The 20946-nt window shown below is 36.5% G+C and carries 21 protein-coding genes and 2 pseudogenes; 18 read left to right on the top strand and 5 right to left on the bottom strand.

Annotation, left to right across the window (positions count from 1 at the left end; all coding sequences use genetic code 11):
* Positions 1-243: 243 nt before the first annotated feature.
* The 3 genes from sdaAB (at position 244) to ACDZ29_RS06540 (ending at position 3036) form a co-directional block, all read left to right on the top strand.
* Complete coding sequence (sdaAB, locus tag ACDZ29_RS06550) at positions 244-906, top strand: L-serine ammonia-lyase, iron-sulfur-dependent subunit beta (RefSeq protein ID WP_289334158.1); 663 nt, start codon at positions 244-246, stop codon at positions 904-906.
* A 40-nt stretch (positions 907-946) separates the two neighbouring features.
* Positions 947-1822, top strand: a complete 876-nt coding sequence (gene sdaAA / locus ACDZ29_RS06545) for an L-serine ammonia-lyase, iron-sulfur-dependent, subunit alpha (RefSeq protein ID WP_289326599.1) — start codon at positions 947-949, stop codon at positions 1820-1822.
* Between the two features lie 686 nt (positions 1823-2508).
* On the top strand, positions 2509-3036 hold the full coding sequence (locus tag ACDZ29_RS06540) for a DinB family protein (RefSeq protein ID WP_370016528.1): 528 nt from the start codon (positions 2509-2511) through the stop codon (positions 3034-3036).
* Positions 3037-3324: 288 nt separating this feature from the next.
* On the opposite strand, the gene brnQ is transcribed toward ACDZ29_RS06540, so the two are convergent.
* Positions 3325-4665, bottom strand: a complete 1341-nt coding sequence (gene brnQ, locus ACDZ29_RS06535) for a branched-chain amino acid transport system II carrier protein (RefSeq protein ID WP_370016527.1) — start codon at positions 4663-4665, stop codon at positions 3325-3327.
* A 370-nt stretch (positions 4666-5035) separates the two neighbouring features.
* On the opposite strand from brnQ, the gene ACDZ29_RS06530 reads away from it, so the two are divergent.
* From ACDZ29_RS06530 to ACDZ29_RS06520, 3 genes and pseudogenes are all read left to right on the top strand, one after another.
* Positions 5036-5266, top strand: coding sequence for a hypothetical protein (locus ACDZ29_RS06530; protein ID WP_375090460.1), 231 nt, complete (start codon positions 5036-5038; stop codon positions 5264-5266).
* A gap of 392 nt (positions 5267-5658) precedes the next feature.
* The gene (locus ACDZ29_RS06525; RefSeq protein ID WP_375090458.1) at positions 5659-6108 is read left to right on the top strand and encodes an Lrp/AsnC family transcriptional regulator; all 450 of its coding nucleotides are present in this window, start codon (positions 5659-5661) and stop codon (positions 6106-6108) included.
* A 485-nt stretch (positions 6109-6593) separates the two neighbouring features.
* Positions 6594-6812, top strand: a pseudogene (locus ACDZ29_RS06520) (gamma-glutamyltransferase); the annotation flags it as partial.
* A 326-nt stretch (positions 6813-7138) separates the two neighbouring features.
* On the opposite strand, the gene ACDZ29_RS06515 reads toward ACDZ29_RS06520, so the two are convergent.
* Positions 7139-7501, bottom strand: a complete 363-nt coding sequence (locus ACDZ29_RS06515; RefSeq protein ID WP_375090456.1) for a hypothetical protein — start codon at positions 7499-7501, stop codon at positions 7139-7141.
* A gap of 463 nt (positions 7502-7964) precedes the next feature.
* Between ACDZ29_RS06515 and ACDZ29_RS06510 the strand changes: the two genes are divergently transcribed.
* Positions 7965-8825 (top strand): transporter substrate-binding domain-containing protein, encoded by an 861-nt coding sequence (locus ACDZ29_RS06510; protein ID WP_375090454.1) that lies wholly within the window; start codon positions 7965-7967, stop codon positions 8823-8825.
* A gap of 262 nt (positions 8826-9087) precedes the next feature.
* Complete coding sequence (locus ACDZ29_RS06505) at positions 9088-9309, top strand: hypothetical protein (RefSeq protein ID WP_375090452.1); 222 nt, start codon at positions 9088-9090, stop codon at positions 9307-9309.
* Positions 9310-9569: 260 nt separating this feature from the next.
* Here ACDZ29_RS06505 and ACDZ29_RS06500 read toward each other — a convergent pair whose 3' ends face one another.
* Entirely contained in the window at positions 9570-10808 is a 1239-nt protein-coding gene (locus tag ACDZ29_RS06500) for an IS110 family transposase (RefSeq protein ID WP_289324650.1), read from the bottom strand.
* A 368-nt stretch (positions 10809-11176) separates the two neighbouring features.
* Between ACDZ29_RS06500 and ACDZ29_RS06495 the strand changes: the two genes are divergently transcribed.
* From ACDZ29_RS06495 to ACDZ29_RS06485, 3 genes and pseudogenes are all read left to right on the top strand, one after another.
* The gene (locus ACDZ29_RS06495; protein ID WP_375090450.1) at positions 11177-11410 is read left to right on the top strand and encodes a hypothetical protein; all 234 of its coding nucleotides are present in this window, start codon (positions 11177-11179) and stop codon (positions 11408-11410) included.
* A gap of 407 nt (positions 11411-11817) precedes the next feature.
* Positions 11818-12078, top strand: a pseudogene (locus ACDZ29_RS06490) (VOC family protein); the annotation flags it as partial.
* Positions 12079-12255: 177 nt separating this feature from the next.
* Positions 12256-12408: a YfhD family protein gene (locus ACDZ29_RS06485; protein WP_375090448.1), complete on the top strand. Its 153-nt coding sequence runs from the start codon at positions 12256-12258 to the stop codon at positions 12406-12408.
* Positions 12409-12690: 282 nt separating this feature from the next.
* Here the strand turns inward: ACDZ29_RS06485 and ACDZ29_RS06480 are convergent, their stop codons facing one another.
* The gene (locus ACDZ29_RS06480; protein WP_375091108.1) at positions 12691-12780 is read right to left on the bottom strand and encodes a hypothetical protein; all 90 of its coding nucleotides are present in this window, start codon (positions 12778-12780) and stop codon (positions 12691-12693) included.
* A 557-nt stretch (positions 12781-13337) separates the two neighbouring features.
* On the opposite strand from ACDZ29_RS06480, the gene ACDZ29_RS06475 reads away from it, so the two are divergent.
* The 4 genes from ACDZ29_RS06475 to ACDZ29_RS06460 all read left to right on the top strand — a co-directional run bounded on the left by ACDZ29_RS06475 (position 13338) and on the right by ACDZ29_RS06460 (position 16541).
* A complete protein-coding gene (locus tag ACDZ29_RS06475; RefSeq protein ID WP_370016524.1) occupies positions 13338-13550 on the top strand; it encodes a hypothetical protein in 213 nt (70 codons plus the stop codon).
* Between the two features lie 935 nt (positions 13551-14485).
* A complete protein-coding gene (locus ACDZ29_RS06470; protein WP_375090446.1) occupies positions 14486-15049 on the top strand; it encodes a dihydrofolate reductase family protein in 564 nt (187 codons plus the stop codon).
* A gap of 292 nt (positions 15050-15341) precedes the next feature.
* Positions 15342-15731 (top strand): cupredoxin domain-containing protein, encoded by a 390-nt coding sequence (locus tag ACDZ29_RS06465; RefSeq protein WP_375090444.1) that lies wholly within the window; start codon positions 15342-15344, stop codon positions 15729-15731.
* A gap of 255 nt (positions 15732-15986) precedes the next feature.
* Positions 15987-16541 (top strand): hypothetical protein, encoded by a 555-nt coding sequence (locus ACDZ29_RS06460; protein ID WP_289326590.1) that lies wholly within the window; start codon positions 15987-15989, stop codon positions 16539-16541.
* An 80-nt stretch (positions 16542-16621) separates the two neighbouring features.
* Here the strand turns inward: ACDZ29_RS06460 and ACDZ29_RS06455 are convergent, their stop codons facing one another.
* Positions 16622-18034 (bottom strand): PQQ-dependent sugar dehydrogenase, encoded by a 1413-nt coding sequence (locus ACDZ29_RS06455; RefSeq protein WP_375090442.1) that lies wholly within the window; start codon positions 18032-18034, stop codon positions 16622-16624.
* A gap of 648 nt (positions 18035-18682) precedes the next feature.
* On the opposite strand from ACDZ29_RS06455, the gene ACDZ29_RS06450 reads away from it, so the two are divergent.
* The 3 genes from ACDZ29_RS06450 to ACDZ29_RS06440 all read left to right on the top strand — a co-directional run bounded on the left by ACDZ29_RS06450 (position 18683) and on the right by ACDZ29_RS06440 (position 20886).
* Positions 18683-19123: a CoxG family protein gene (locus ACDZ29_RS06450; RefSeq protein WP_375090440.1), complete on the top strand. Its 441-nt coding sequence runs from the start codon at positions 18683-18685 to the stop codon at positions 19121-19123.
* Between the two features lie 484 nt (positions 19124-19607).
* Complete coding sequence (locus tag ACDZ29_RS06445) at positions 19608-20117, top strand: DinB family protein (protein WP_375090438.1); 510 nt, start codon at positions 19608-19610, stop codon at positions 20115-20117.
* Positions 20118-20403: 286 nt separating this feature from the next.
* Complete coding sequence (locus tag ACDZ29_RS06440) at positions 20404-20886, top strand: hypothetical protein (RefSeq protein ID WP_375090436.1); 483 nt, start codon at positions 20404-20406, stop codon at positions 20884-20886.
* Positions 20887-20946: the final 60 nt, after the last annotated feature.

Raw genomic sequence — 20946 nt, 5'->3', positions numbered from 1 at the left:
ATTATATTAATTATCTTAAAATACTGAAAAATCAAATACTATCTTTGCGATAAATAATAAAAGTTTTTGGTAGGTATGTTATGTAATATATGTTAATATGGGATATGAAATGAAAGGGTTTTCATTGCAGGAATGATAAAAATATCTTAATATAGTAATTATGCCGCTTTTTGATCTTCGTTCACCCTTATTTGAGATGAAAGACGGTTAAAAAATATATTGCCAGAAAAGGGGCATTACAAAATGAAATACAGATCTGCATTCGATATAATCGGTCCCGTTATGATTGGACCTTCAAGCTCACATACAGCAGGAGCTGCCAGAATTGGCAGAGTAGCAAGGACGTTATTCGGAAAGCAACCGAAGAAAGCCATTATTTCTTTATATGGTTCTTTTGCAAAAACCTACCGGGGACACGGTACGGATGTTGCTGTCGTAGGAGGGATATTGGATTTCGATACGGATGATGAACGAATCCCTACTTCTTTGACGATAGCGGAAGAAGCGGGTATGGAAGTTTCCTTTACAATCGAGGATACTGTGATGGATCACCCTAATACAGTCAAAATCAGACTGTTTGACGAAGATAAAGAATTAGAGCTTGTTGGAATCTCCATTGGCGGAGGAACGATAGAAATAACGGAGTTGAATACGTTCAAGCTTAAATTGTCTGGTGAAAACCCAGCCATTTTAGTTGTGCACAACGATGTGTTTGGAATAATATCTTCCGTTTCAACAGTATTGGCCAATCATGAAATTAACATTGGACATATGGAAGTTTCACGAAAAGAAAAAGGTCAAATGGCCCTCATGGTGATTGAAGTCGATCAGAAAATCAAGGTCGAAGTCATGAAGGAAATTGAGGGACTGGAAAACGTGTCGCAAGTCATAAGGATGGTTGAATGAGAATCATTAAAAGTGTTGGTATAGATATGGAGGTAAAAACATGTTCCGAAATGTAGCAGAGTTGGTTGAACTTGCTGAAAGTAAAAATGTAAAAATCGCGGAAATCATGATTTTACAAGAAATGGAGTTCTCAGGCTTGTCGAGAGAACAGATCATTGAAAAGATGGACAGGAATCTGACAGTGATGGAACAGGCGGTGGAAAGAGGTCTGAAAGGCGTGCAATCCGTTACAGGCCTAACGGGCGGAGATGCCGTTCTTTTGCAAAATTATATCAAGACGGGCAAGGCACTCGGAGGCAATTTATTATTGGATGCCGTCAGTAAAGCTGTTGCGACGAACGAAGTGAATGCAGCAATGGGAATGATTTGTGCCACTCCTACAGCCGGTTCTGCGGGCGTGGTTCCCGGTACGTTATTTGCCGTGAAAGAAAGACTTAACCCGACCCGAGCAGAGATGATTGATTTTCTTTTCACTTCCGCTGCCTTCGGATTCGTAGTTGCAAACAACGCTTCCATTTCTGGAGCAGCTGGTGGCTGCCAAGCAGAAGTAGGCTCGGCAAGTGGAATGGCGGCAGCTGCAATTGTAGAACTGGCCGGCGGTACACCAAGTCAAGCCGCAGAAGCGATGGCAATCACACTGAAAAATATGCTTGGATTGGTTTGTGATCCAGTGGCAGGTTTGGTTGAAGTTCCTTGTGTGAAACGTAATGCAATGGGGGCATCTAACGCGATAACGGCAGCTGATATGGCACTTGCAGGCATTACGAGCCGCATTCCATGTGATGAAGTCATCGATGCCATGTATAAAATTGGATTGACCATGCCAGTCGCACTTCGTGAAACGGCAGAGGGCGGCCTTGCTGCCACTCCGACTGGGCGTAAATTGGCAAAAGAAATATTCGGTTCTTATAAATAAACATTCATCCCATTGACAACAAGTTTGTTAATGGGATTTTTAATTTGTTTAAAAAAATGACTTCATTCCTATCTACTTGCTCATAGCTTTGAACAAATTAAAATTTTATCTTCACGGTTAAAAATGGAAAATGGAGGAAGAGGGAGGGATATGGCGTTTACGTACATGGAGATAGGAACAGCTGTAGAGAATTCTGAATTATCAGTGAATATGGAGCCGTAGCAACTTTGTCAGTTAGCATTTTCAATGATAAGATGAGTACGAAATTCACTATGGAAAGGATTGATTCTTCATTAATTTTCTCGAATTAACGTACACGTCGGCAATGGAAAAGGCAATGTTTCAGGCTCATGGAATCGGCTATGCACAATATGCTCAAAAACTGGAGCAACGTATAATGGTTGAACAAGAACGGGAACAGGATCATTTACAAAGCAGGCGTATAACAGATGAGATGAGGGCCAATCTTTTTATGGGGAGTTAATATCGGTTTACGATATCAGTTAAAATAAAACGAAAAAATCATACACAATCGAAAGGGCAATCTGAGGATTGCCCTTTTGTCCTGCCTATACCGTCAATAAAACTAAACTTCCCATAAAGCAGGCCATTAATTAACAGGCGATTTTTCATGTAAAAGAAGGAAACGAACAATTTAAATAGAATGTACGTTCAATAAGAGGAGGATGATCTTGTTGGAGAGAAGAGCATTACTGGTATCTGCATTACCGGAATATGAAGAAGAAATTGGGCGGTGGCTATGGTGTTTAGAAGATGTTCGCCGTACGCTTATAACGGAATTAACTGGAATCAGCCAAAATATACTCGATTCGAAAATGGATGAAAGGCAAACGATTGGCTCGATGTTATATCACATAGCATTGGTCGAGGCGGATTGGTTATACGAGGAGGTACTTGTTACGGAATGGGATACGGAAATACGCGCTTTGTTTCCATTAGGATGCCGTGCGGAAGATGGCTCCCTAACCCACATTGAAGGACAAACATTAGAAGAACATTTCTACCGCCTCAATAAGGTACGTGAAGTATTCCTTGCAAACTTTCGTTCAATGGATCTAACGGATTGGCGTAAACCGAGGGTGCTTGAACAATATGATGTCACGCCTGAGTGGGTCGTTTACCATTTGATTGAACATGAATCGCATCATAGGGGGCAGATTTTTCAATTGCTGAAGAAATTACGGAATGAATAAGAAGTGAAAAGAAATGGGATTGGGATTTTATATCCCTGCTATCTAGCTTAGCTGGAGTTGCCTTTTTGGCAGCTTTTTTCTCGTTGGGAGACAGGCAGCTTAGGTAAATTAGGGGGATTATCCATAATATATTACAGTTTATGGTATATTGGTTAATGTCACAACGTAATAAAGCTGCAGTGAAAATAATTCACCTACACAGAGATAATTCGATCTACAGAAGATTAATTCGTCCTAAATGAAAATAAAAAAAGTCCAGGAAATATTCCTGAACCGATTTTATACCATTTAATCTATTTGATGATTATGACCAAATTTCGACCGTAAGACGCTGCTGGCATACCCAATGAATCCTCCGACAATGGCTGGGATGATCCATCCTAGTCCTGTCTCATACATAGGAAGGATTGCAGTGAAGAAATCATTGATGAATGAAATGTGTATACCCGCTCCATTTAATCCATCCATTAAACTGACGATGAATGTTAAAAATAAGCTGCCTTGATAAACTTCAGGTCTTCCTTTAAATAAAGAATGAAGGAAAGTTAAGAAAATCAAAACAATGGCTAATGGATAAATGGCTGTCATTACCGGTACAGAAATGGCAATTAACTGGGTTAATCCAATATTGGCAATGATTGCACTGAATATGGATAAACTTATTGCAATTGTTTTGTAAGGCAGGTTTGGAAATAGTTTATGGAAGTAAGTCGAGCAAGATGTAATCAGCCCTACGCTCGTCGTTATACAAGCTACTGTGATCATTAATCCCAATAAAAGCCCGCCATATGCACCGAAGTAATAATCCGAGACTTTCGCTAAGATAATGCCTCCATTATCCAAACGTCCCAGTTCCTCAACACTTGAAGCACCCATGTAAGAGAGAGCTGTATAAATGGTGGCAAGGATAACGGCAGCAATTGCAGTCGCTTTTCCGCAAACGATTATTATTTCTTTTTTTGTTTTAGCACCTTTTTCTTTAATGGCATTAATGATGATGATGCCAAAAACAAAAGATGCAAGAGTATCCATGGTTAAATACCCTTCTCTAAACCCATTGAAAAATGGTTGAACCATATAGTGTTCGGCAGGTGCTTGAAAATCTCCAATTGGATTAACAAAAGCGACTACCACCAGGATTCCAATGAATGTCAACTTGATGGGCGTTAATATTTTCCCCACAATTTCGACAATTTTCGCAGGATTGAGCGAAAGAAGGCACGAAATCGTAAAAAAGATGATGGTGAAAATAAGTAAAGGCAGTGGCCCTGAGTCTTCAGGCAAAAAAGGTTTTACACCGATTTCAAAAGAAACGTTTCCGGTTCTAGGCATTGCGAATAATGGACCAATCGCTAAATAAAGAACGGTTGTGAATACAATTCCAAACACGGGATGGACGCGGCTTGCTAATGATTGTAAATCATCTTTTCCCGAAAAACCGAGTGCCAGTACACCAAGTAACGGTAATCCTACACCTGTGACTAAAAACCCTGCATTAGCTGACCAGATGTTCGTTCCTGCAGATTGACCAAGCATTGGCGGGAAAATTAAATTCCCTGCCCCAAAGAATAGGGCAAATAACATTAACCCAATCACTACTATAAATGAAAATGGTACCTTGTTAGACAAAATAAACCCTCCACGAATAAACCAGAATTTACTATTTTAGAAAATTATTAAATTTTCTAAAAATTATATACAAACTAATATTAAGAACGTATCGTATTATAACTAAATTAAATTGATATTTCAATATATTTTTGTTTTTTTATTAATTACTTTGGATGATCAGTGATCCGCCCTTGTCTTATTTTGAACATCTAAAGGTAACTCATACCATTAATAAAATTCATTTTGATAAAATTCAAAGGAGAAATGAAATTCTTGGCTCATTGTTTTTATCCGTATTGTTCATAGAGGCAGGGGCAGGTGCGTGTAGGAAGAACATTGTCAAAGGAAACGATGATGTTACAGAGGAAAAATTAAGGAGTGTTTTATAATGGGAGTATTTTTTGAAAAAATGTTGGGAGTGTTTTTTGAAAAAAGGAAACAAGGCAAAAAAGATGTTTTACTAATGGTTTGCTTATTCGGCCTTTCCATATTGAACATTGTTGAGTATTTCTCGGATATGGACTTATTATGGTTATCTACCATTGTATTGATTGCATTCATTGTTCTTGCGGTACTCATACATATGGAAGGAAAAAGAAACAGGGAAAGCGATGAATGAATTCCAGATCTTGTTGAGCTAACTGTAGGCGTGAAGGCAGACTTTTTTTAATATTGTACTTAGCCACACCGGCAAATGGTTCGTAACAGTTTTCAATGAAAACTTTAAATATTTCATGCTATACTTAACTTATGTAGGCCAAACACCCTTCCAAAGATCCGACTTTTTGGAAATTCTTGTGATGCTCATCTGAACTTTTGAACTACGTTATTTTTTTTCTTTTAAAAGTGGATAAAGCCAACCTGAAGTATTGTGTTGGATTACAGTCCATGTTAGAAAGTCTATTATTAGATTAAGGCCTAGTGAAAGTTAGATTCTTTTCAATTTTTTTAAGTTACAGTATACGACGATTTTAGAAAAGAATCCTGATAACGATGTAGGATGTGAAACAGATGAAGATTACCGATATAGATAAAAAAATATTAGAGATATTAACGATAAATAGCCGAACGTCTTATGCGGATATGGGTAAGGAATTAAACATATCACGAAATGTTGTTCGTGACCGTGTTCAGCAGCTAGTAGAAAAAGGCGTAATTGAAAAATTCAGTGTTGTTATCAACTCTGAAGCTGTTGGCCAAAAGGTATCAGCTTTTTTTGAAGTGGATTGTGAACCTGCATACTTAGTGAATGTAGCAGAAAAGTTGGCTAAGAACCCAAGTGTTGCAAGCTGTTACCAAATGACAGGTCCCAGCACATTACATATGCACGTTTTAGTTGAAGACTTTCCTTCATTAGAGTCATTCATTAATAACGAATTATATGGGATAGAAGGCATTTCCCGAGTTGAAAGTAATATCTTGCTTCGACGTTTCAAAAGCAGGTCTGGGTTAAAGTTATAATGAACGCTTCATAATTGTAAAAAATATACGCTCAATGCAGCCTGAATTCCCGATTCAAAGGGACTCAGGCAATTTTTTTGATTTCGTTAATTCCTCTTCAGCAAAACCTTCATTCTTCTGTAATCAAACCTCTATGAACTTTTTCCCCTCTCCATTGTTTGTTGTTTTACCATTTGTAATTAACCAGTACGAGCTACTTTTACCAACTAACATTGCAATTAAACAGAAAGGCATTAATACTCATCCCCTCCTTAAAATATAGATCTACTGCTCATTTCTTAAACGATATAGAATGTATTATCCTTCACTTTATTAAAGATTTATAATATTCAGAATAAACTTTACTTTCGACGATAAAACATGCTATTGTTATTTTATTAAGCTGATTTTATTAACAAACGCAAAGAAAAGACTATTATTTCAAGCGTTTGATTATTTTTACCCCGGTTAATAAGCCCATATTGAATTTAAGGAGAGCTATTAGTATGACTTTACAGCTTGACCCTGATTATTCACCTTATCCATCACAGCGAAATGTAGTTTATGCAAAAAATGGAATGGTCGCCACCTCTCAACCCTTAGCTGCACAGGCAGGGCTAGATATTCTAAAAAAAGGAGGAAATGCGATTGATGCTGCCATTGCAACTGCTGCTTGTCTTACAGTAGTAGAGCCCACCTCAAATGGAATTGGCGGAGATGGTTATTGAAACAGCAGTAAGAAAAGGAATTAACAATTCAATTATTGGTTCAATTTCATGAAAAAAAGTATGGAGTTAAAGAAGATAAAAAGTATTTTATTGATGATGATTTAGATAATGATAAATAAACCGGGTTATTAAAATAGGTGGAGGTTGCTGCGGCTATCTTTATTAGTGGGAAGGGAAATTTCATATGAAACAGTGGCTAGTTCATTAACAATCTCTTTTTTTTAAACAAATTCAATAAGACAACAATGATCTTACAGGCGCTTTCCTGTAACAAGGAACAGTGCTTTTATTCTTTTCTGGTCCAGATTGCGGCATAGGGACAATTATTCAGAGTCTTTCCCAGGGCGACGAAATTCGGCGTAGTACACCTTTCGCTTTTCTGGTTCGGATTCAATATTTTCGATGAAAGCTGTTTTGGCTTCCTCCAGTAACAAGTCCTTTAATTTCCGAAGCTTTATTGGTCCCACTCCTGGCAACTTATCAGGTATATGTACTTCGAAATCCCCCTGCCGTTTATAAAAGCGAATGCTACCATGCCCGGTTCTTTCGACTTCCCCCAAGGTATAAGCAAAATCAAATCGTTGCTGAATGAATGAAGATAACTCAGGCAGTCCTAAACCTTCATAGAGGGGAGGGAATTCATGATAAACTGGAGGTTCTTTGAATGAAATTGAAGAGATCTTCAAATCGATACTCCTCCTTTAGTGGAATAAAGGAAACGTTGCCTATAAGAGTTATTAAAGTCAAAATTAAAAGCACCTACTCAATCCTTTCATTAAATATTATTGTGCCATGGGCCAATTTTTTAAACATCTGGGTTAAAGGTGAAAGAAGTTTGCAGTATGTAAGAAAGCCAAATAAATCCGATATAAGGACCCAAATTGGAAACGGTTAGAGTAAGGGCACATATAGTAATTGATTATTTGGTTCGTTAACTAACAGCTGCTTTAATTCAATAAGAATTTTAATTTGGACTACACATTTTAGATATGTCTAATATGTGTAGTTCTTTTAATATCAACTGTTAAGCTAATTTAAGTTAAATATAAAAAAGTGTTTGTTTTTTGAAGGTGATTCATTTATTTTGTTGTATTTTTAATAATTGGTAGATTAATTCTAAAAATAGACAAAAATTGGAGGAAAAATCTCATGGTTAACAATTGGAAAAAAACACTGATGGCTGGAGTGATCAGCTTATCCTTACTAGGTACAGGGTACGTTGGTCACGACCTAATCTCCTCGCAAAACGTATCGGCTGAACCTGCATCAGAAAATGCACCAGGGCATTTGAAAAATGTTGAGGCTTCCCAGCTTGATGAGATAATCGAACGAGGATACATTCGGGTAGGAATGACCGGGGACTACAAACCATTTACCTATTTGAACCCAGAAACAAAAGAGTATGAAGGCTTTGACGCGGACGCTGCCAAAGAGCTTGGCAAAGACCTTGGGGTGGAGGTGGAATTTGTCGCTACCACATGGCCTACGATGATGAAAGACCTGCAAGCGGACAAATTTGATATCGCTGTGGGTGGTGTGACTCGCAACACAGCCAGACAAAAAAGCGCTTATGTATCCCAAGGTTACCTTTCATTCGGTAAGGTGCCTTTGATTCGCAAGGAAGATAAAGACAAGTATCTTACCATTGCTGATATCAACAAGCCTTCTGTACGCATCGGCGTAAATCCAGGCGGAACGAACGAGGAATTTGTCCGTCAGTATCTAAGCAATGCTAACGTAACTGTTGTAGAAAACAATCTTGATATCCCTCATCTTGTTTCAGAAGGTACGTATGATGTTATGATCACAGACACAGTAGAAGCAATGCTATATGCAAAAGCTGATCCCAGATTGTATGCAGCTCAAACTGACAAGCCTTTCACAAACAGTGAAAAAGGTTATATGATCCCAAGAGGTGATTTCATTTATGCAAGCTACTTGGAAATGTGGATGGATGAAATGAAGCTTCAAGGGAAATTTGACGCCCTCTACAAAAAGTGGATGGAATAGAATATAGAGATGCTCCCTATAAATCTACCCTTAATACTGCCGTGTCAGGGAGACTTTTTCGAAAGCCACCAATTGGTCCCTTTTGCTTAATTGGCGATTATTATTATGGTTTGGGGTACGAATTAGGTAAGACCTTCCCGTGCTACAAGGGAATGATTCCATCTATAACTAAAGGGTCTTGAGATTCATTTAGGGTAGCTTTTTCTTTATGCAACTATCGGGCAGGTTAGTAAGTTAATTCAAAAAAAAGGGGGGATAAAAAGTGGACTTATTACTTTGGTTAACTGTTGGTTTCATCATAATTGGATTTGTTGTTATTGCTTCTATGAAAAAAAATATGGAAAGTAAGCTCGCTTTTATAAAAGGAAATATGGAAAGTAAGGAAATTTCAACTATACCCATAGTTTGGTGGATAGTGGGAACCACAGTTTGGGGGACAGTGAGTATCATTGTTATTGTGTGGTGGTTTTCTGTTAGTATGTAAAATTTAGTGAGTTTTTGGCAATTGTTTTAGAGGGAAGTAGTTCATTTTTGTGAAGAAACGTACTTAAACAAAAGGGTGCGTTAGCTGAAGATCAGAGCTGTCTTTAAGGCGGCTTTTTCTTATAGAACTAAACCAGCCAATAGTTTGTCAATATTTTTCAATAAAACCTTAAAATATTTCATGCTATACTAAATTTGTGCATACCAAATAACCTTCCAAGTTTCTGTGTTTGGAAAGTTCTGGGTGGTTTAGTTATACTTTCAAACTAGCCTATCTTGGAAAGGTGAGTTGCTTTTTAAAAGTGCATAAATCCAATGTAAGAGTTTATTGGCACATGCTATCACAGCTACTTTAAAGGGCTTTCCTTCTTCACGTTTCTTATCATAAAACTCTCGTAATCGCTTGTTACGAGGGATGATTTCATCTGTCGTTTTCTTCTTGCGACAATCACGAATGGCACATTTAACAGCCATATACAAGGCGTGTCTTAGTCTGCCAGAACCTCTTTTGGTAATCCGATTTACTGTGCCTTTAAATTTACCTGATTCAAAGATACTTGGATCAATTCCGGCAAATGCCACTAGTTTTTTAGGGTGATTAAACCGTTCAATCTCTCCAATTTCAGAAATAATCGTTGCAGCGATTTTTTCACCGATTCCAGGGATGGATTGGATAATCTTATATTCTTCAATTTCTTTTGCCAAAGCATCTATCTCGTCTTCAAATTTGGATAGGTGCTTTTGGTATTCTAGAAGCATTTTTATATACATTTCAAGGCTTAAAATGTGACTCTGATATAAGGTTCTCTGAAAAGGGTTTCGAGCTGAGGCAGCCGTAAGTTTCTCTGCCTGTGTATTCGCCCACTTTTTAGAACGACTTGGACAAAGTTCATTAATCCTATTTGCTACAGTTTCTTCACCGACTGCTAATATGTCTTCAGAAGTAGGGAATTCTAATAGAGTAAGCAAAGAAACAACCGAATACAAATCTCCAAAAACCCCTCTATATTCAGGAAATACTTGATCAAGAACAGCCTGGAACTGTAGTTTTGTTTGTACATAGATACCTGTTATATTTTCGTGTTGTCTTGAAAGATTACGAAGATTTAAGAGTTGTATCCCTCGTTTTTTATAAGGCTCTAAATCCTCTTTATAGTACAGCTCGCAGAGGTGACGTGCATCGATTATATCTGTCTTTACTTTGCGTAAACTTGAGCTCTTCGCACGATAAGAAATGAGTGGGTTAACGACAATTAATAAGTAGCCTCTCTCCTCAAAATACTGTACAACTGGCGTATGATAATGCCCCGTGGATTCCAATACAATCGGAGGTTTGATTCCTGTTTTATTTTCTATTTTTCTCAGAAACTGAAATAGCGTTTCTAATCCTTCAATGGTATGTGTAACTTTGAAACTGCCTTGATAAGGCTTCTTCTTTTCCAAGAATGCTTGAACCTGACTTTCACCTTTAGCTACATCCAGACCAACCACTGGATTCATTTTTTATCTCCTCCAAAAACATAATATTTGCCGGTAACCCCTAATCCTTCTTGCAGTATCATAGCTTCGCTTGTTATACGAGATCTTGGTCCCAACCAGCCAAATCATGTTTAAGCAAGTAGGGGGCGAACTGTTTAGTTGACGGGATCTTAAGCCCCACGGGCAGGTACGTTCTACCCCGGCTACCGTTATAATAAAACTATATAAAAATTGGTCAACCAGAAATATCTGGCTGACCTAATAATACGAAGGGGCAGGTTAGTTTAATTAACTGACATTATAAAAGGAATGAAATAGAATATAAAAAATTAAACTTCGAAACTTTCTTTATGTCTATTCCGTAAGTATTGTAAAAAGGAGGAAGAAAGATGAAAAAAAATGTTGGGATTTTTATCGTTGTACTCATTTCAATAGGAATGGCTGATTTAATACAGGGAATTATTTTAACATCAATATATACACCAGATTCTTACTCAACAAGTGGTCAAGAAATGGAAACCTTCCTACAATACATTATTTCAGCTTTAACGGTAACCTTAGCTCTTTGGAGTGTTCACAAGGTAAAGATTTTATTAAAAGGCTCTAAATCAGCAAGGTTTTAATAATAGAGAACGTATATTGAAAAGACAGAACTTAATGAACTCCCTCAGTTAATTAAGTATTTCTTACGAATGCTCGCTTATTCGCAGGATTTCATTCCACTGGGTAGAGTAAGAATGAGTGAATAAAAGGGGATTTGACCGTTTGGGCAATATGAAGGCAGATGGAAACAGAGGATTTAACCTAAATCCCTTAATATTCCATATAATGCACGCTTTCTCCACGACACCCTCGGAGGCTTTCCCTCCCATGTCTCAACGGGTCATATTTATATGCCCTTTCATTCCTTCGTCATGCCTATCCAAGGGGTGGAGGCTGGTTTTGCTAACGGAACGGGTCGTTGCCCTTTTGTTCAATACATCCAGTACTCCGTGCTTTCTTTGAAATCCTACGAATAAGCCAATGCTCGTGTGAAAATTGGAATGGGACTGTGATAAAACCCCAATTAGGAAATGAGACTATCTTTTCTTTCTTTACCGAGAATGACAGTTATTTTCCAACAGAACAACAAGTGATGTTAAATTTCGAAGTACATAATCTAAACGAGACTATTAAGCATCTTGAACATATTGGTGTACCTCTTGCAAAGAAAAAAGAGATTAGTGAATTTGGAAAGTTTATTTGGATTGAAGATCCTGAAGGTCGACTGGTCGAGCTTTGGGAGAAATAACGAGTTATAATTCATTTGCTATTGAGCTAAAGAACGGGTGCGTTAGCTGAAGATCGGAGCTATCACCAAAAACTGTTTTTAAGATAAAAATGTTCGTTCATGAGCAAATCTAAAGATATATAAATGTGATTCTTAGCCATACTAATAAAGATTAAAATTTCGTTAGGAGGCAATATTATGGGAAGATCAAACAATCAAAAACCACCTAGCAGTAAAAATTCATTACCTCAAACTCCCAAAAACTTAAAAATAGAACCGGATCGTGTGGATGAAGAGTTTTCTCGTGAGCTAGGTGAAAGTGGGAAAATAAGAGCTACAAGACCTAAATGAAACTACAAAAAAAAGTGAAAAGATACGGATTGATTACACTCCTCTTTAAATTTTAGTAAAACAGATACAAAAGGGAGCCTAAAAGGTTCCCTTTTGTATGCAGCTTAACTTTTTAATGATAGCCATTCTGCCCATTTGCAGAACTTGATGTTTTATGGTTCCCCTTTTTCCCCTTATGCTTTCCTTTCTTACTCATGAAAGAATTCCTCCCCAATACAAGATGTTATTTCTTGATTAGTGTTCGTTGAAGGGCTTTCAGGTATTAAGGGAACTGAAGGAAGCTCATTTACATTTTGGATGATCTTCATTTATGAAGGCATTGATTTCTCCCCATATAATGATGATGAACCCAGATAAATAAAACCAGATCATTAACACAATGATGCCACCTTGACTGCCGTATGTAGCAGACTTAAAGAAGTATTCGCAAAGGATTTTGATATCAAAAGTTTTAGGGGAATGAAAAAGATTACTCAACCAAGTGAATTTTTCGGAGAAGAATTTTTGTGGACAAGCTTAATGCAAATGAAATAGTTGTTGAACTAACATGTGCGATACTTCATTAACGAAGCGTCGCTTTTTTCTTATAGAGCTAAAGGGGCAGTTTATTAAGTGGTAGGTAAATCCAATTATAGTATAGTCATATGTACCAGATCCTTTTTGTGGTCTTTTTCTTGATTGAAGAAAAATTCAGCTGAGGGGTATTGTACCAAATAATTTACATTGCCAACAGAAACGAATAGCCTAATAATCCTTTTTAATACGGCTCCATCCTTCTTGTAAAGACTTCCCGTCAATCGTAGATTGTTCTAATAATTCATCTACCGAATCAAACGACTGGAAAAAGAAATTTTTGACAGTTGTGTGAACTGGTAGGATTAGCGACTAGAAATGAAGAATACCTATTTATCAAAAGGGGGCATCTTTTAATGGAAAAGGAAAACTTACTAGCTGTAAAATGTTCGTGCTGCAAAAAGGAATTGGACGCAATAGACTTGGTCATCATCAATGAATCACTTCAGCTGACGCATATTCAATGCCCTGATAAAGGAGAAAAAGCAATTATTGATGTAGGATATTTTAATGCTATATCCCGAAAATACCTGACCTGTACTCGTGAAGAAGCCCCTATAAGTTTATAGTGGAATTTAAGTGCTTAAAAAAAACCTCTACAACTAACAGGTACGTTAGCTGAAAATGAGAGCTGTCTTTAAGGGAGTTTTTTCTTTTTACTATAATTACCTTTTATTTAGATTCAGCATGAAATCGTTCTAGGATTTACTTGTATTGTAATGGGGTACGATATTAGTAATTTTATCTATTTCAATTTTTTATCATGATGAATTAAAGGTTATATATCCGAAATAATAAAATTAAAGTATACCAATTAATCTGTTTCTTTCACATTTGGGTGTCTGGCTCCTGCAAGACACAGTGTATTCTTTAGGGTACAATAGTCATATGATAGCAGAATCTTATTCCTTTAGGACACAACTCCATATTAGTTAAATCCCAAATTTAATAAATCGGAGGTATGAATGTTGAAGGACAAATTAAAAAAATTAATAAATGATCCAAAAGTACAAAAAGCAGTAAAAGAAAAGGTAATTCCTTTGGTGAAAAAAGAAATTGAAAAAAGAAAAACAAATAAAACATAATCCTTATGAAGGACATAGGCTGCACCGAATGGTTTCGAAGTGATTAACTACGAACACACGGATGTTTCCGATATTAGAAAGATACCATTTGAATCCAATTAAAATATAAACACTTAACTAACGAGTGTGTTAGTTCATTTAGAAGGCCACCAAATTGGTGGTCTTTTGAATGTGAGTTTCCATTCAAATTAGAAAAGAAAGTACCCTTATGCAACTAACGGGGCAGGAAAGTTCAAGAGTGCATATGCCATATTCTGAATAACTAATTGTGGAAAAAATGGAAATTAGAGATAATTGTTATTAAGGGAAGGCAGTTTAATAACATCAGTAATATTCAGAAATAAATGCTGTAAATAATGAAAATATAAAAAAACTTGGCGGGAGAAACTATATCTAAATGATTAAAGGGAGGAAGAATTATGACCAATAACGTACGACCAAGAAGAATAATTTTAGATTTAGCAATTACTTTAGATGGTTTTATTGAAGGGGAAAATGGGGAAGTTGATTGGTGCATCATGGATTCTGAGATGGGGTTTATTAATTTCTTAAATCAAATTGATACTATTTTATATGGAAGAAAAAGCTACGATTTATGGGGACAATTTACTCCAGAAATTGAAGATACAGATAAAGAAATTTGGGAATTAGTTCATAGTAAAGAAAAATATGTGTTTTCGAGAACGCAAAAAGGGACTGATAATAAAGCGATATTCATAAATGATAATATTCTTGAAGAAGTAAATAAATTAAAGAATAAGCCTGGTAAAGACATCTGGTTATATGGTGGAGCAAGTCTTATTACTACTTGTATCAACTTAGGGCTTGTTGATGAATTTAGATTATCTGTTCACCCTGTAATTTTGGGAGAAGGAAAACCGTTGTTTATTGATATAAAACAGAGGTTGAATTTAAAAGTGGTTAATACAAGAACGTTCTCCTCTGGCGTTGTGCAACTAATCTATCATTTGAATGGGGATTAATAATATTGCACATTCCAAAGATAAAATACAATATAGGTAATACTCGATAGTAGTCACTTATTCAGCAAACGGTCCAGATAATGGAATTAGACTTAGATATTTATTTTAATAAATAAGATTGTAAAAATGTACTTAAAGTAACGGGCAGTTTAGTTGCATAAGAATGGATTCCAGAAGATCGCCATTAGAGTCGATCTTTTTCTTTATTATTTGAAAGCACGTTGCAACCAAATAATAGTAATAATATTTTATGAATTAGAAAAAAATAGTGTTGGGGAAGGAGGGATTGCGAATGTCTGTGAAAAAGTGGGTAACAGGATTGGTCGTTGTGGTTGCAATGGTTGTAGTTGTGACAACACTAGGCCCACTCGGCGTATATGCCGAATCCGGTGTTGTAACTCAGCCTATGGAGACGGGAAAATCGATTGAGGTCGAGTTGAACGATGATTTCTTTAATCCGAAAGTCATCACTATTCCGAATGGAACAGCCACAACGTTGATATTGAAAAACAAAGGTACAAAAGAGCACACCTTCACAGTGGAAAAGCTCGGAATTGACGCCGAGGTCCAGCCAGGTACAGAAAAAAACATTACCGTGAATCCTAAACAGCCCGGTACATATGAACTGAAATGCCGGTACCATTTCCAGGAAGGAATGGTTGGAGAAGTAATTGTCAAATAAGAAGCAGGGCCTATAAGGCCTTGTTTTTTTTATAGGCAAAGGAAATTACTTTTTACCCAGACAGCCTCATAACAGCTAACTTTCCTCCACAGATGTTCTTTCCTTTGTATTACCGGTTAAGTTTTAGAGAGATTTTTTATTAAGTTTTTCATTACACAGGATATTGATGTTTGAATTATTAATAATTGTTCCACCTCTAATAAATGGTAATACAATGTATCGTAACGTATAAACCATTTAGAATGAGGTGGAAAGGTGTATTTTTTTAAACCTATTTCTGATGAGGTTCGTTTATCTCAAATAATATTCAATAAACATAAAAAAACGATGAAGCTCATTTTAGGTTCTATCTTTGCCTGTATTGCTGCTATTCTACAGGCTGCTGCTGGCTTTTTACCAGGTATAGGATATTTTTTAAGTCCGCTAGCCACTGCACCTATTCTGTTATGTTCCATGTTTTCCATTCCATTTGGAGTAATGTCCTACTTTCTGACAATTATGTTGTTATTCATCATACAGCCATCTGAACTAATTGTATTTCCTTTTACAACAGGGTTGTTAGGACTTGGCATAGGGGCATCTTTTTACTTTTTTAGGAAGAGATTAAGTATTATTGCCACTGGTGCAATTCTTTTAATGTTAGGAATTATGAGTCTAATATTTATTTTTCACTTTCCAGTTTTAGGTCCAGCCGTCCCTGTTTCCTTTTCATTTCTTACAATTGGCTTTTTATTGGCTTTCATTTATAGCTGGTTATGGGTTGAAATTGCTTTAATCATTTTTAAAAGATTAAAAATGATTATAATTTAGTGATTCTCCATCACTTGGTTTTAATTTCGATTACTTAAATCCATGTAGAGATTTATCAAGTAGAATTTTATAGTTATGATTCATGGAATTATTTCAAAAACAGTGCCTTGGTTAAAATCAGTCACTTTCATGGAGCCATAAACTGCTAAATATAATCTGGTTTGATTGAGGTTCGTTCCCAAACTAACATAATAGGCTGATTGAGCCCCAAATTCATAATCGGTTTGTATCACACTAAAATCATTTTGTTCACCATTTGGTCTTACGATGGTATAAGCTAAAGCCCCTCGAACCTTAGGTTGAGATTCTTTCCGGGCAAGGTCGGTAAACACAACGCTTCCTGTTAAACCAGGGATACTTTCCCCTATATATGCTTGCACTCCTGTAAGTGCAGTTCCTCCAAACTTATCGGGTCTGGTATCTTTATGAAAATAACTAGTTAAAGGCTGAAGACGACTACCTGAAAGTGTTACTGCTTCATTGTAAAAAGCAATTGTTTTCTCATCCAAAGTCGGATTTTCAGTGCAGCCTCTTATAATCGAAGCAGGAAAAGCACCTTCCCAACCTCGCCAGCCAAAGTTAATAAATCCTTCTTTGTCAGGTTCAGAATTCATTAAAGAAGCTTGAATAAGCTGAGTAACCGGTATTGGTTTATAATGAACGAATGAAAAAATGGACTCGACCAAATCCTGTCCGACATTTCCCGCATATTTAATATACTGATTATAAAACTTTTGAAATGAAATGCCTGGTATATTGCGAACTCCTTTGGCCATTACCATGAGCGTTTCCTGAATAGTTGTGGGAAGTTCATTAAAACGTGTGACAATGGGTGGATTATTGATGTATATATCCTTACCTACATCAATTTCAATTATTTTACCAGCGATTTCTAGATCGTCCTGGCTTAAGTTAAATGGATCATAGCCTGATCCACCATCTCCGGTTGTTAAAACAAGTTTTCCTGTTTCAGGTGAAAAGTTTAAACTATTGACCCCATTATGATTTGAAAATGGTCTTCTTAAGTTAAGTAATGTCCGTCGTTTTCGGGGTTGACCATTCGATTGTAAAATCCATTCTTCAATTGTATCAATATGATCATATTGCGTTTCTCTATTTATCCACTTTAGGTTTAACGTTCTAGGATCACACGGGTCAGGCTTAAAAGATTCACGAAGAGCACCTGGTCCTTGTGTTCCAGCTACTGAATAATGAAGATAAAACAGACCGTTATAATAAAATTCGGGATGAAACGCTAGCCCCAGCAATCCTCGTTCATCATATCCGCCACCAGAAACACCTAGTTTTAGGATTCGCGGGCGAATATCTAAAAAAGTCCTTATAACTCCGTTTCCTATGTAAAAGATCTCTCCTACCTGGGTTGCAATAAATAATCTTTCAATTGAGTCACCTGGAAGTATAGTTGTTTTCAAAACAGTAGGTAAATTTATCTTACTTGCAATGGGCCGTAAACCAACCTTAACTTTTATCAACTGACTTTGCACTCCTTCCTATTGTTTTCTTTTATAAGAATATGATTAGAACTGTCCATTAGTACCCAATTAGGCCGGGGAATCTGATAAGGCATTGCACCACTTTCCGCACGAGCGTAATTAAACGAAAGGAGTGCGTTAGTTGAAATTTTTAAGAATGAGGATAAATTCAAGTTATGCCATAAAAGGACGCTATCCAGGAACAAGGATAAGCGCTTATTTTTCCTTTTAGGGCCATATTCTTGAATAAGGGGTAGCATCAGGAAAATGCGTATTTACAACGATGAGCATTCTGATACAAGTCATATGAGACAGTATGAACTCTATTTTGTAGGTAATTGGATTGTGTCTCAAAAGGCTCTGCACTATTGGGGTTGTGAAAGAATGTACTTAAACCACAGGGGCAGGAAAGTTTTCCATAAGGAATACTGTTAAGTGACATTAAAGTCGTTTAAAAACGTCAGTCCTGTTATTCCATTAAAGGGCCGGATTGTGATGGATTGGAAAATTTTGATTCTACAAATAATTGGGGGATTGGAAGAAGGAAAGCTATGTATAATTAGTGATGTAAGTTTATGCTTTTTATGTAATAATTATTTTGTAGAAATGTAAAGTTACAATTCATACATAGTGAAGGTGGGGATCATAATGGCAACGGGAACGCATACTGTAGTAGTTCCAGTAGATGTACAAGCAGTTTGGGATTATGTCAGTGATCTCGAAAAATGGGCAACGACAGTACCAGCCTATAAAGAACATGAAATCATAAATGACAAGCAATCTATTTGGACATTTGAAGGTAGTGTGAAAGGTATTAAAAAAACAATACAAGCGCAGGTAGATATTACCGAATGGAATGAACCTTCAAATATTAAGTTTGAACTAAAAGGTTTATCAGATAATTTTACAGGAAGCGGTCACTTTACTGCAGAAGATGTTAATGGTAAAGCAATAATGACTTGTACGGTGGAAATCCATGCAGGCGGATTATCTGGTGCGGTGTTAACACCAATTATTAAATGGGCTGTTCCAAAAGTAGCATCTCGTTTAACAGAATCTATCGCACGTAAAATTGCAGTATTCTCATAGTTTTCAAAGATTGAAAGCCATTCATTTTGGAGATACCTTCTCTGAAGTATAGATGGTAACATTCTGAAGTGACCAATATAATGATATCGAGCTCTACTAGAAATTTTATAATTAGCGGAAAGGGGGGCTGTCCAAAAAAGGATGGCCTCTTTTTTTCAATATTCCAGAATCGGGCGCGATTCTTTAATAAGAATCGCTTTTCTTAATGAACTAACAGGTGCGTTAGCTGAAGATCGGAGCTGTTTTTAAGATAGCTTTTTCTTTATGCAACTATCGGGGCAGGTTAGTGGAATAAAAAGTGAATTGATCCATTATTATCTGTATTATGTTAACTGCATAAATCAGTTGTACAGAGATAATAAAGTTGTTTAATTTGCAATTATTTTGTGGTAATGAAATTAAATATCAAATAAAGGAAATATCTTCTTGACAGTCGAATATTAGTCTAGAACCATAATTAACTATTCCGATGAGGAGGATTCTTGTGCGTCCACGACCATTATCTATTGAAAATCCAGAGTATGATAGGTATGTTAGTCTTGTGCCAGATGGAGATATTGAAGAAATACTTAGTAAGCAACGAACTAAGACCATTACTCTCTTGAGCAGCATATCAGAGGAGTCAGCAAAGAAGGCGTACGCACCAGGGAAATGGACTTTAAAAGAAGTGATTGGGCATATGGCCGACGTGGAACGTGTGATGTCGTATCGAATGCTTGCCATTGCACGAAATGAAAGTGCACCTCTCCCAGCAATGGATCAGGATCAATACGTTTCTGCGGCAAACTTCAACAAATTATCCTGGGAGCAGCTACTAGCTGGTTTAGACACGGTACGCTCCAACACGTTAAGTCTTATTTCAACCATTGATGATGCAGCGTGGGATCGTAATGGAACTGTAATGAACAGCCCAGTTTCGATAGGTACCTTTGCATATGGCATTGTCGGGCACGAGTTACACCATATGAAAGTGATTAGTGATAAATACTTATAAGTCTTTTTCTATTAATGAAAAAACCTAATTTCTCATTTAATGCTGAGATTTTAGGTTTTTTAATATTGAAACTTCCTTAACGTTGTAAATCCGCATTTTCCTGACTCTACCCCATATAGAACTAACGGGTGCTTTACTTCATTATCAGGAGCTGATCAGCAGCTCCTTTTCTTATGGTACTAACGGGGCAGGTTAGTTCACTAAATATGGATACTTTTTCAATTTACATATATTGTAGAAGGAAGAAATGGAGGGATGAAATTTGAGGATTTTCAAGATGTTTTCTATGTGCATTTTAATGATAATATTCTTAAATGCTTGTAGTTTAGAAACTACAAAAACAAAAAGGGAAATTTTGGAAATGCCTAATGAAGATGAATATACAACTTTATTAGTGCAAGGTGTTGATGAGGAAGGGGTAACTTCCCAGTCAACTTCAAAGGCCATTACAGATATTAATGAAATACAGGCTTTTATAGAAAAAGTGAACAAAATGGAAGTTGTGCAACCTCCTAATAAGGAGTTGTTGGAGAAGAGTAAAGAATTAAATAAAAAAGGGAATTACTTTTTTGTTTTATCCGATAAGGAAACCATGGATAACAAAGTATACACTATAAATTTTTTTAGTGATGGAAGGATTATGTTTCAAGAACCGAACGGAAAGAAGCAAGAAACAAATGGAGCAGAACAGAAAATGATGTATTTATCAAAAGAAAAACATTCTGATGTTCTTCTTGAAATGAAAGAATTATTAAATATTAAGTTTTAATTAATCCTTAATCAACTAACGGGTGCGTTAGCTGAAGATCGGAGCTGTCTTTAAGGCAGC

The organism is Peribacillus sp. RS7, assembly GCF_041956845.1.
GTDB lineage: Bacteria > Bacillota > Bacilli > Bacillales > DSM-1321 > Peribacillus.
This window is presented reverse-complemented; position numbering and strand designations above follow the sequence as displayed.